This is a genomic window from Virgibacillus sp. FSP13 (genome assembly GCF_054048505.1).
In genome coordinates this window covers 1-12,763 of record NZ_JBSVKG010000043.1, presented here as the reverse complement: position 1 = coordinate 12,763, position 12,763 = coordinate 1, and the positions used below count along the sequence as shown (strand labels likewise).

The 12,763-nt window shown below is 37.5% G+C and carries 8 protein-coding genes, 2 tRNA genes and 1 pseudogene; 3 read left to right on the top strand and 8 right to left on the bottom strand.

The window, feature by feature from the left end:
- Window positions 1-419 precede the first annotated feature (419 nt).
- The 4 genes from ACW2QC_RS19680 to ACW2QC_RS19665 form a co-directional block, all read right to left on the bottom strand.
- Entirely contained in the window at window positions 420-1,304 is an 885-nt protein-coding gene (locus tag ACW2QC_RS19680) for an AbaSI family restriction endonuclease (protein WP_457545630.1), read from the bottom strand.
- A 34-nt stretch (window positions 1,305-1,338) separates the two neighbouring features.
- On the bottom strand, window positions 1,339-1,725 hold the full coding sequence (locus ACW2QC_RS19675; RefSeq protein WP_457545629.1) for a hypothetical protein: 387 nt from the start codon (window positions 1,723-1,725) through the stop codon (window positions 1,339-1,341).
- A 68-nt stretch (window positions 1,726-1,793) separates the two neighbouring features.
- Window positions 1,794-4,631: a DEAD/DEAH box helicase gene (locus tag ACW2QC_RS19670; RefSeq protein ID WP_457545628.1), complete on the bottom strand. Its 2,838-nt coding sequence runs from the start codon at window positions 4,629-4,631 to the stop codon at window positions 1,794-1,796.
- A gap of 26 nt (window positions 4,632-4,657) precedes the next feature.
- Entirely contained in the window at window positions 4,658-5,050 is a 393-nt protein-coding gene (locus tag ACW2QC_RS19665; RefSeq protein ID WP_457545627.1) for a (deoxy)nucleoside triphosphate pyrophosphohydrolase, read from the bottom strand.
- 423 nt (window positions 5,051-5,473) lie between these two features.
- Between ACW2QC_RS19665 and ACW2QC_RS19660 the strand changes: the two genes are divergently transcribed.
- On the top strand, window positions 5,474-5,938 hold the full coding sequence (locus tag ACW2QC_RS19660) for a hypothetical protein (protein ID WP_457545626.1): 465 nt from the start codon (window positions 5,474-5,476) through the stop codon (window positions 5,936-5,938).
- 281 nt (window positions 5,939-6,219) lie between these two features.
- Here ACW2QC_RS19660 and ACW2QC_RS19655 read toward each other — a convergent pair whose 3' ends face one another.
- Window positions 6,220-7,413 carry a YVTN family beta-propeller repeat protein gene (locus ACW2QC_RS19655; protein WP_457545625.1) on the bottom strand — a complete coding sequence of 398 codons (1,194 nt, stop codon included), beginning with the start codon at window positions 7,411-7,413 and terminating at the stop codon, window positions 6,220-6,222.
- A gap of 376 nt (window positions 7,414-7,789) precedes the next feature.
- On the opposite strand from ACW2QC_RS19655, the gene ACW2QC_RS19650 reads away from it, so the two are divergent.
- Window positions 7,790-9,802, top strand: a complete 2,013-nt coding sequence (locus ACW2QC_RS19650) for an acetoacetate--CoA ligase (protein WP_457545624.1) — start codon at window positions 7,790-7,792, stop codon at window positions 9,800-9,802.
- Window positions 9,803-9,911: 109 nt separating this feature from the next.
- Here ACW2QC_RS19650 and ACW2QC_RS19645 read toward each other — a convergent pair whose 3' ends face one another.
- Entirely contained in the window at window positions 9,912-11,048 is a 1,137-nt protein-coding gene (locus ACW2QC_RS19645; protein WP_457545623.1) for a DUF4145 domain-containing protein, read from the bottom strand.
- Window positions 11,049-11,447: 399 nt separating this feature from the next.
- Between ACW2QC_RS19645 and ACW2QC_RS19640 the strand changes: the two are divergent.
- Window positions 11,448-12,030 (top strand): annotated as a pseudogene (locus ACW2QC_RS19640) (Maf family protein).
- 344 nt (window positions 12,031-12,374) lie between these two features.
- Here ACW2QC_RS19640 and ACW2QC_RS19635 read toward each other — a convergent pair.
- Window positions 12,375-12,448, bottom strand: a tRNA-Ile gene (locus tag ACW2QC_RS19635).
- A gap of 11 nt (window positions 12,449-12,459) precedes the next feature.
- Window positions 12,460-12,533, bottom strand: a tRNA-Gly gene (locus tag ACW2QC_RS19630).
- Between the last annotated feature and the right edge of the window lie 230 nt (window positions 12,534-12,763).

The following is a 12,763-nucleotide window of genomic DNA, read 5'->3' as shown; positions in this document are numbered from 1 at the left end:
AACAATCTGGCCCGATTGCGGAAGAATCCCGCATATCAACATAATTGTATCAAAATTTTTTATAAATTATCGAACTTTATTTCCAAGCTACACTATAATCTTCAAATTAGTGAAAAATTCCTTGCATTTGTCGATTATCATATAGCATATCCGTAATCACAACATCGTTCTAACTTCAATTGTTCGAGCGGAACCTTCAATTATCTATCGTCCATTAAAGGCGAAGTTGATTTTGGTTATCAGTTTAAAATAAAAAGAGACACGGATGGTCTTGATACAGAAGATACTAATGATGTTCGCGAATGGCGTGCAAAAATTGTACCTATTAGAAATTAATTCGCCTAAAAATGGAATTGTGACATGGGGGCAGAGGCTGCAATTGGCCTCGCCCTAACACAGGACGGGTTAGAAAAAGAGAACTATTTCACAATTTTTATCTTATCATCAATACGTATATATCTAATAAGATTTTCATTATCAGGGGATAGACCAGAGCTTTTGAAAACTCCAACAAACCTATACCTATTAAAACCAAGATTGTTTTTATATTTGGCAAATACCGCTCTTACACGACCAAGATTAACTTCCTCCATATACTTCCTTTTCCTTTCTTCCACTATTCCCCTATCTTGATGGGATTCATCAATGTAAGACCAATCTTCTGCCAAAAAGTTAAGCCAACCACCAGCTGCTGATTTGGCATCCCCGTCTACAGTAATTGATAGTTTAGGACACCATAACCACAAATTATCTTTTACCCTAAAGTAACTTTTTTGATATCCCTTAGAATTCTTACCAAATACAGTATTTGCAATATCTTTTATGTACATGAACGATATATCATCATAAATGGACAAATACTCTTGTTGCTTCAATTGGTTTAATTCCTCTTCGTATGTCAGCCACTTTAAAGGTGTTTTTGAAGCTCTATCGTTGATAATTGACACAACCTCATTGATTCTCTCATTGATCACTTCTATTGATTTGGAAGCATCAATTCTAAGGCATAAAAAGTCCTTGATAGATTCCTCATTTACAGCAGAAATAATATCATCCATTCGAAGTTGGTCAGCTTCTTTATTATCTTGATGGTATGCTTCATCCACTTCCACCTCAATATGTAATTGTGGAAAATAAAGATCCATTAAAGCATGATTCCCATTCTTACGCCTAATGTATTGTTGGCTAACTGGTTTAAGATCCATGTTATTCAACTTATGCCAGATAGCGGTTAAAATATAGTTCTCGTAATCTTTTCTTTTAGTTCGTGAAAAGGTCTTAATTAAGTAATCACGTTTATTCATCACTGCTCACCCTTGTATTATGCACATATTAATATTACATCTCATAATAGAGTTCCATTATTCTATCCCTTCTCAGGTCAGTAGTTCTCGCAACAAAGTCCATTTCCATGCCCATTGATAAAAGGCGACGGGCAATCTCTTCTACCCTTTGCTGCGTTTCCCTCTCTTCCTGTTCTATTTCCCAGTTCTCGTTTATTTCCTTTTCCCGTTTTTCTCCTTGTAGAAGCAACTCTACTTCCCGATTGATTTTCATAATTCTCTCATCTGGAAGATCAACTATATCTGATATATACTCATGACTTATCCCAGCCATCAAACAACTCTTTGTTATCTCTTCTAAAATTTCATCCCTCATTAGCTTGTCCATATATATTTGTGCCTTTTTTAACCTAAGCTCTTGTTGATCGGGGTCTTCGTTCATTTACTGGCCTACGTTCCAGTAGTAGAACAGCTTGTAAAAGAAGTATAGCCTTCTCGATTTAGAATAGGCTATACTTTTTCTGTTAGTTCTGTGTAAAGTTGTGGTGGTAGCGTATGTTCTAGCTTTAATTGTATTTCGATGGGACGCTCATTCTTATAATCTACTGTATTTCCTTTTCCAATGTATATATATGGTTCAACATTGTTTTTCTCAATCTCTCTATATTTCCGTATGAATATATGGAGATTGATTCTCCTTTCATTGTTGAAAATAATATTTTTTCCCCGTTCTGACTTTTGGGAGGTATTGTTAGGCGTCTCCCACTGAAAATAGTCTCTATCAATAAGTTTGTCATTATAGTTAATACTTTCCTTTACATCTGCTTCCTTGTGCAGATCAATATAAAGAAAATAGTCATTACCATTTGTTAGTAGTCCGGAGCCTCGGTACGAACTATGACTTTTTCTAAAATTTGAAAGTAAAGCTGCGTCCATCATCTGATACTGTTCATACAATTTAAAGTGGGGAACTCCATAATCTTTACTCCCAAATTCTCTTTCATATCGGAATAATCCATAATCCACGACATCCAACAGATATCTCTTATAGGAAGAATTCGCTAAGAGTTGTTCAAAAACCTGAGTTCTATTCAATATCCCATCCGTCAAATTTGCTAATTTTGGTATTCTCTTTTTCTGCGTATTATCAAAAAAGTCTTGGTTTAAATATTCCATGCAATGAAGAACACTATCATTGTCTACCTTTAGAACCCATTTTTTAATTTCCGTTCTAGCCTGATCAAATGTCACTCCACTATGATCAAACAAATAATTTAAAATAACAAATTCATAAATCCTCTTCAGCGGCATCATCCCAGATAGCCATTTCAGCGTGTTTTCAAATGACTCATTGACAAGTAATTGTTTAATCTGTTGATCTTTTTCTACTTTCGCAATAAATCTTAAATATGACTTCTCCTTAGTGATAAATTTAATTGGATCAGGCGCCCCGTCAAATTTATAATAGTCCATCAATAAGTCTGGAACACGACCACTATTCATTTTTTTAAACTCATAATATTCCTCTTTTAAATATTTCATGGAAGTAAACTTCTCCTGATCTATTTGCTCTAAAATACGCTCTTGTGATATTTTATCCATTTGGATATGTGTAGCACCCGGAAGATGGGCAAAACCTGTTGAAATCGCCACTTTCAAACTCTCTTTATCATAATAGCGACTACCATTCAACGCAATCGCAATGAGAAAAGCCTTCGTATGATTACCAATAAAGTCTAGTACTGTTAAAAAGGATTTGTCCTGGTGTTTTCTCAAGCCACGCCCTAATTGTTGAATAAATATTATAGGTGAATTTGTTGGACGAAGCATCAAAACTGTATTAACGGAAGGAATGTCTACCCCTTCATTAAAAATATCTACAGTGAAAATAACTTGGAGTGCATTCCCCTCATCTTCAAGTTCGTCAATCGCGGCCTGTCTAACACAAATCGAATCCCTGCCAGATAAGTAAGTACTTGGAATTCCTCGTTTATTAAATTCATCTGCCATATAACGAGCATGTTCTCTACTAGCACAAAATCCCAAGCATTTACGCACCTTGCCGTCATACCCGTAAAACTTCATTTTCTCCACAATGAAGTCTACTCGTTCGTTTACTTTAAGTCGCTTCGTAATTTCATCAATATCATCAACCGATACATCGCTAAGATCAACTTCATCAATATCTGTTATTCCAAAATAATGAAATGGAACAACAATATTATCTTCCAGTGCGTCATGCAGGCGTACTTCAAGTGCAACGTTAAAATCAAAAAGTTCCAAGATAGAACGACTATCCCCACGTTCTGGTGTAGCAGTCATCCCTAACATAAATTTAGGCTCAAAGTAGTCAATTACTTGTTGGTAAGTATCTGCAGTTACATGATGTGCCTCATCATAAATAATATAGTCAAACTTATTTTGGTCAAAACGATTATAATATCTAGATATCGTTTGAATCGTTGCGAAAATATAATCAGCATTAAAGTCTTTTCTTGTACCTGTCAGCATTCCGAATTTAATATCCTTATTTGGGAGCAGCTTTTTATACGTTTCCATTGCCTTTGTTAATATTTCTTCTCGATGAACGATAAATAGAAGTTTTTTAGGCTTTTCTTTTTTTACGTCAAACGCAGACATATATGTTTTACCTGTACCCGTTGCGGCTATGACAAGTGCTTTATTTTCCCCAATCGTCCGAAGCCTTTCCAGGTTTTCCATTGCTCGCTGTTGCATAGAGTTAGGCACTATATACTCTGACTTTTCATAAATAACTGATCGCGATAACGATACCTGCTTAAGATCTTCGAAGAATTGCTTGTAATCCTGTAGAATGAAATCATTTACGAAAGTACTAGTATCCCACAATGCATTAAATTCGGAAATAACTTGTTGAATAAAAGTTTCGTCACTTTTTGAAATAATCTCCACATTCCATTCTACATTACTTTTCAAAGCTGCTTGTGTTATGTTTGATGAACCAACCATAACCTTAAAATAATCTTCGTACTCGAATATGTAGGCTTTGGTATGAAAACCAATATTTCGATCAGTCACAAAAACTTTGGTAGATAGATTCTTAAACTCTCTTAACCTTTCTAATGCTTTAGGTTCTGTAAAGTTTAAATAGGTAGATGTAATAATCTTCCCAACAACACCTCTATGTTTGGCCTCCTTTAAGGCATCAAGAAGCAACTGTAAACCACTAAAATTTACAAAAGCTACACTAAAGTAAAATCTTTTACATGTATCTAGCGAAGAAGTTAATTCTTTTAAAAGATTTGTTTGCTCCGAATTAATAATTAATTTATTTTCTTTACACATTAGATATTTATTCACCCCAAACACTCATTCCACTCCTAAAAATATTGCTTCTATCCTTTTGCTAGTTTCTCTACTGCAGGAATATCTGCTGGAGCCCAATCAAGCATGGGAAGCTCTTCTCTTGGCAACCATTTAATCGATTTGTGTTCCGTTAAGAATGGTTTTCCTTCTAAGAGCGTGCAATAATAAGTGGTTAAGTGAACAATACCAAAATCATACTCGTAAACTGTATGGTCCACTTGATCCCCAACTTCAATGTTACAATGAATTTCTTCCTCAATCTCTCGCTGCAAAGCTTCTTTTGAGGTCTCACCTTGTTCGACCTTACCACCTGGGAACTCCCATTTGTAGGACAGTGTTTTTGTTTCCCCTCTTTGCGCACAAAGAATCTTGTCATCATTAACTATTACAGCACCGACTACGTGTATGTTCTTTTTCTCCAATTGTTTTCTCTCCTATAAATTATTCCTTAATTGATTATACATCAATGCTTGTAGAAAATTAAAGAGTTGAAAAAATTGTTGGTACAACCCAAATGCTTGATGGGAACTCGTGTATGTTATATAGGAATTTATTAAATACCTTCGTCTAGAATTATGCATAGCAAAATTTCATTGCGTTGCATTCATGTAATAAGCACATTATCCCAGTTATCAAATATTAAATTAACCCATCTCAAAATCCAAGATAATGTGGACTTTCATATACTTTATTTCAGATTTGAAAATAATTAGGTGAATTTAGGTCACTAGCAATGCATTAATTTTAGCCAATAGTCAAATATGAATGTCCCCCAAGTATCCCCAAAACCCAAAAGTGGTACAATAGAAAAAAGATCATAAATAACAACCCAACATGGAGGTAACATGCTTACATTTGAAGAAAAACTAGCAATTATTGAATCATTTCCTGAATTACAGCGTCATGACGTATCACTTGGACGTGTTAATTTTCACTTTGAAGAAAGTGTGATGGAGAAAAAAGTCGTGGTGTATCGTCTGCATCCAAACGGGAACGGATTTGTCTATGCTGAACTAATCGATGCTGACTATCCTACCGATTCTAAAGGGATGGTAAACATACGTGATTTTACAGAGGAAGAACTTCATGACATAATAAACCAATCTATTGCATCGCTGTCTGAACAGGAACCTTTTGAAGAAACATGGATAAATGCTGAAAATCAAACCCTTAAATTAGTTAATGAATATGACACATGGAATATTTATGCGGGAGAAATGTTGGACGGATCCTACGCAACACTAAATGGCGCGATTGACTATCTTCAACAGGAAGGTTTTAGACGCATACAGGAAGAAGATCATGAATAAAGAACCTTTCCTTTGTTTAAGTAGCGCGTTACATTAGACAAACATATGAAATAACATACCAATTGGCAGACCAAATCACATAATGATTTGGTCTTTGTTTTGTTTCATAAGAAGCTGATGGAGATTGTTGTAATTCGAAGTTAAGACCTTACTCAACCTTTTTATTATTTACTATAATTTACAAACCTCTATTTATTAAAACTCCCAAACTTTTAAATTGAATGTTTGAGAGTTTCTTGAATGAAAACTAATACCGTTTTTCAGATAACATAGCTGTGCGTTTAGCCACTACACACGGTTGCAAAAGCTATTCCTTGAGGGCTTCTTCCAACAGGAACCACAGCAACTACTGTGTTTGTTGCTGTGTCAACCACTGATACTTCATTATTAAATAAATGTGTAAAATAAGCCTGGGTTCCGTCTGGAGTAATGGCAACGTCAATAGAGTAATCTCCAACAGGAATGCTCGCAATCTCCGTATTAGTAATGGTACTAATTGCGGAAGCGTTCGTGACATTATCCCGCGATATATAACCGGTCGTGCCGTCTGGAGTGATAGCAATATCATTCGGTGCGCCTGGAATATTAATCGTCGTAATGACTGTATTGGTTACTGTATCAATAACAAAAATTATTCCATTGGTTCGAGCGATTACATATGCCCGGTTCCCATTCGGCGTAATTGCAATTTCAGTGAGGTTATGTGCGACTGGAACTGATGCGATCACTGTATTAGTGGCAGTATCAATGACAGAAACCGTCTGACCATTTGAATTCCCAACATAGGCGCGTGTTCCGTCAGGGGTAATCGTAACAACCACTGGGGTTACCCCAACTGGTACTGTGGCGGTCACTGCATTGGTGGTCGTATCAATAACCGAAACAGTGTTACTATTCCCGTTAGTGACATATGCTCGTGTCCCGTCTGGAGTGATTGCAATATCGACCGGCAATACCCCGACAGGAATGGTTGCAACAACGGTATTGGTCGCCGTATTAATAACCGAGACCGAATTACTGACCATATTTATGACGTATACGCGAGTTCCATTCGGCGTAACTGCAATTTTTGAAGGCTGTGTCCCAACAGGAACGGTTGCAATAACCGCGTTGGTAGCTGTATCAATAATAGATATTGTGTTACCGGACGCATTAGTGGCATAAGCGCGTGTCCCATCCGGTTTAGTTGCAGCATATTCTGGAGTCGACCCAACAGGAACGGTTGCAATCACTGTATTTGTGGTGGTATTGATTACTGAAACTGTGTCATCAAAACGATTTGGCACATATGCAAGGACATCACAAACAGGAGAAACAGAGCAATCTGGAATGCCTATAGCTCTTAATAGTTTGGCTTTTTTAGCTGGAATAGGTTTTCGCAATGTTAGTTTTTTACCCAAGATATCAATTGTAATCCGTAGAAAAAAACACCCGTGCTTTCTTTCAATACACATCATATCTTCAATGCGCAGCATATAAATTCCCTCCCTTCGTAGAATATTTATATATTAGTATATTTACAAAGCAGGAAACTGGAGAGGTTGCTTGTCTCGGTTGGTTTAAAATTAAGTCATATGCTTAGGGTTTTCATTGGGCTTCTCAAGCAAAGAAACTAGTAAACCTAGATATTCAGCTATTGGGTTGCTTTTGTTCACAAGACGGTTAAATGAAACGCTTGGATTTGTACGAATTATATTATTGACGTCCTTTCAAATAAACCATAAGATAACTAATAGGACTAATATTCTATAAAGTTTATTGAAGGCGGATTCACTCTATAAGATTTTTCTCATCATGAATTAAGTTTATAAGCTTCACATATCGATGTTTCAAATACAAGGGGGAACCGGGATGGTAGCAGAAGGAGAAGTATTATGGAAGCCAAGTGCGTCCTATAAAGAAAAGGCGAATATTACGAAATACATGAATTGGCTGAAGGACACGAAAGAATTGGACTTCAGCGATTATAATGCACTTTGGCACTGGTCTGTAAATGAACTGGAAGCATTTTGGGAATCTATTTGGGAATATTTTCAGGTAGAGTCTGCCACACCTTATCAATGTGTGTTAGAAAACAAAGAAATGCCTGATGCAAGGTGGTTTCCGGGTTCGACTTTGAACTATGTTGAACATATTATGCGACAAGGTGAGCCTGATAAAGTTGCGATTTTCCATGAATCGGAAATTCGTCCACTTGATGAAATGACGTGGGGTACATTTAAGAAACAAGTGTTGATCCTTGCAAATGAATTGAGAAAAATGGGTGTGAAACGAGGAGATCGTGTTGCGGCATATCTTCCAAATATACCGGAAACCGTTGTTGCGATGATGGCTTCAATGAGTATTGGTGCTGTATGGTCTAGTTGTTCGCCAGACTTTGGAAGCAAAAGTGTGCTAGATCGCTTACAGCAAATTGAACCCAAAGTATTATTCACCATCGACGGCTACAAATATGCTGGTAAAACTTTTGACCGTAGAGAAGAAGTTCGTAACATTGTTCAATACCTGCCAAGTGCAGAGCATATTGTGCACGTTCCATATTTATTTGAAAATGATCGAAAGGGTCCCCGTGAAAATGCAATGATTTGGAGTGATTTGCTTAATCAACCAGAAATCCCGTTTTCACAATTTGAATTTGAAAAGGTTCCATTTGATCATCCAATACAAATCATGTATTCATCCGGAACAACAGGTGTACCAAAGGCCATTGTACATAGCCATGGTGGGATTTTACTAGAATCCTATAAAATCCTAACACTACACGCAAACCTCGGCCCTGAAAGCCGTTTACTTTTTTACACAACTACCGGATGGATGATGTTTAATATCCTGACGAGTGGATTACTCACAGGCTCTGCGCTTATTTTATATGATGGAAACCCAGGATATCCGCATCTAGGCAGGCTTTGGGAAATCGCAGCAAAAACGAAAACAACTTCATTTGGGGCAAGTCCAATGTATGTGAACTTAATGAAAAAAGCTGGCTTATCGCCAATGGAAACATACGATTTATCGAATTTGGAATCCATTGTGTTAAGTGGCGCACCAGCAAGTCCCGAAGTGTTTGAGTGGATCTATGAGAATGTGAAGGAAGATTTATGGCTTTCCTCGCAAAGTGGTGGAACGGATATTTGCTCAGGATTTGTTACTGGTGTACCGATCGAGCCTGTCTATGCCGGTGAAATGCAGGTTCGTGGCCTTGGTGTGGATGTGCATTCCTATACAGATGATGGCAAATCGATCACAGACGATGTAGGTGAGTTGGTCGTACTGCAGCCAATGCCATCCATGCCGATTTACTTCTGGAATGATGAAGGTAACAAACGATTAATTGACAGCTATTATGACACTTATCCGGGAATTTGGCGACAAGGTGATAATTTAAAAATAACGTCACGAGGAACCTGTATCATTTACGGGCGATCGGATTCTACCTTGAATCGAAATGGTGTACGGATGGGAACGAGCGAGATCTATGCTGCAGTTGAGTCACTAGATGAAATTCAGGACAGCATCATCATTAACTTGGACCTATCCAACAGTCGCTCATTTATGCCATTATTCGTTGTCGTGAAACAAGGAATTGAATTTGATGAAGCATTAAAGAAAAAGATTAAGGCTAAGATTCGTACCTTATTTTCACCAAAACATGTGCCAGACGAAATATACCAAATTCAGCAAGTGCCATATACACTCACTGGAAAGAAAATGGAAGTTCCAATCCGAAAAATCATCACCGGAGTACCAGAGACGCAAGCTGCGAAAAGAGATGCAATGGCTAATCCTACCTCTCTAGATTATTTCGCCAGCTTTGCAAAGAATGAATTTCCTAGCATTCAAGGGCAAAAACAAACAAGTGAATGATGTACAAGTAAAAGATCCATCTTTCATATAGGGGAAGATGACTCTTTTATAATCTCCTCTAATCGTCACATGAATCACTAATAAAAGTACTTCATGTGACGATTAACCACTACTTCTCTTTCAACTGCTCAAACAAATTTTCCACGGTCCCAATTCCAACATTCTTATACTTAGCCAATATCACAAGCTCTTGCGGTAACTGGCCAACCTGATGGATACCATCCGCATTTAACTGGCGCAGAAGACTTGGGATCCCCGTAAATTCTTCTTTCGTTAACAAAATTTGCGACAACTCTTCTGTAACGACAATATAATCATCTTTATAGAAGAAAAAAAGCTCCCCAGGTCTTTCTAGCATTAATTTGCGACGACTTTTTTCCTCTTCTATATACACTTGCAATTCGTCAAACAATGCCTTGTCATTTGACTCATTGTAACGCTTCACGTGTTTATGGATCCCTTCTAAATCTGCAGGAAGTTCGCTCATAATCCGTGCTTGTTCTTCAGCCCCAAGCCGTACGAGAAACCGCTCTGATTTGGCAAACCGTTGTGGCAACAGAAAAGCATCCCTTAAAAAATAAGGGACTTCAACCGCATCACCTTGGTATGTAATTTCCCGGATCGCCGTTAGACCTGGTGCTAGTTTTTCCGCCTCGTTATGGGTCGTGTCGATTTGATCCGTATCCATGCTAGAAGCTGCCATCTCAGTGTCAGCGTCCGTTTGCTCATTCGAATGCAAATTTTGAATCGAAGTTGTAAGCAGCCGCTCCAAGTTGCCGAGGCGCACTTGCAATTCAGCCATATCATATGCTTCCTTTTGTTTTGGTTGCGGATCCCTATAAGCAGGTACTTTCATCTCAATTGGGCCATACACCTCGATATACCATTTCACGATCGTGTATATTGCCTCCCACGAAAGCAATGCCTCCGAATAGCGAAATTGCCGGACGTCGTGCGCTGCCTTGTTGCCATTCATCCTTACGACGTGCAATGCATCCCGGACTTCTGGTTTGATAATACCGTGATCATCCAATAACTCAAGCTGATCAACTAGGTTTGTTTGTATTTCTTTATTTAGTTTTTCTGTGATCAACACCTTTTTAATGATCGCTTCCGTAAAAGTCCGGGCATGCGTCAACATGGTACGCGGACTGGTAAATATACTATTTTCTAATTCACGCGCCACATAGGCAAGTTCCTTTGAATAGTGTTCAAGAAAACTGTAAAAGTAAGTTTGTTCTGTCATCGTTATATCCTCTTATTTTTCATTTTTTAAAAGTGCTTGTTTATAAGACTAGGTTTCTATTATAACAAACTTTTTTCGGGTACCATATGGGGGTGATAATAGAGTTAGTGAAAAGAACCTTCATGGATTGCTTTCTTGGGGGACGAATTGTTTTTAAAATATAAACATTTGGGTTAAATATTAGTTAGTCTAAAACCATATATCACATAAAGATATAAAGGATTATTCCTACGCTGTTGAGGAAACATTGCGTAAAATGGCTGAAAAAGATACCATCGTTAAGAAGATGGTTTTGTAAAACAGCAATAAAATCTTAAACCTTCCATCAGTGGATAGAAACTTCACAACCCCTCTCATTAGATTGAGATACCCAAATCATCCATAAAGGAGAAATAACATTTGACAAAAAAACTTATCCTAGCATCATCGTCACCACGAAGACAGGAGCTCTTAAACCAGGTCAAGATTCCCTTTATTATTCGAAAACCAAACGTAGATGAATCTCTAATTAAAACAAGTGACCCCTTAGAAAAAGTAAAACAACTAGCCTTACGAAAAGGCCAAAATGTTCCTATTGAGCATAAGGACGAAGTGATCTTATCTGCTGATACCGTTGTTTCCTATAATCAAGCGATATTTGAAAAACCAAAGAATAAGGAAAATGCTGCACAAATGATCGCTGCATTAAGCGGAAACGTACACGAGGTATTTACCGGTGTCATGATACGCTCTCTTGATGGTGAAATTGTATTTGTTGAACGAACACAGGTTGAATTTTGGCCCTTATCTAAAGAGGAAATAGATTGGTAATGTCTCAACGGATGAACCGTACGATAAAGCAGGGGCATATGGAATTCAAAGTCTCGGAGCAATGTTTGTTAAACAAATTATTGGCGATTACCACACTGTCATGGGGTTGCCTATTTCGCGTGTGATTAGAGAACTGAAGAAGTTTTCTATATATCCAAAAGAAAATATTTAGATAGGGCGGAAAAAATACAGCAGTCCCCCTATTACTTACCTTGACATTTTTATGTTCGGGCTTGATACCAAATTTCGAACTCACGCTAGTCTTAAACGCTATTATCTCTTCGTTAAACCAAACAAGAGGACAACTATCAATAGGAAATTTACGAATAAACTATAGTAGAAAATATGTTTTATGATTAAATTAAAGTCTGCGTTTAGGTTTGCAGTTACTATGATCAAAGGGGGAAAAAAAAGATTACAATATATATTGTAATCTTTTTTATGGCGCCTCAGCCGAATAAGGCTCATTGATATTATATTAACAAACTAAATATTTGACGAATCAACGTGCAGTAATGGGCCTGAGTGGACTCGAACCACCGACCTCACGCTTATCAGGCGTGCGCTCTAACCAGCTGAGCTACAGGCCCAGATATAGTAATGGAGCGGGTGAAGGGAATTGAACCCTCGACATCAGCTTGGAAGGCTGAGGTTTTACCACTAAACTACACCCGCATATAATATATTGTGTTTAAAATAATGACTCTCACGAAAGGCATGCCTCTGCATCTACTAGCATATTCAAGGATGTATATGCTTCGAGGCAACTCGTAGTTTATTCGGTAGAAGTAACGCTCGTGGCTGAGGTTTTACCACTAAACTACACCCGCATAAATTAACTATTCAAATAGAAATGTTGATGAAAAATGAACAGGTATTCTAAAGGACGTTTTTTATGTAGTGTC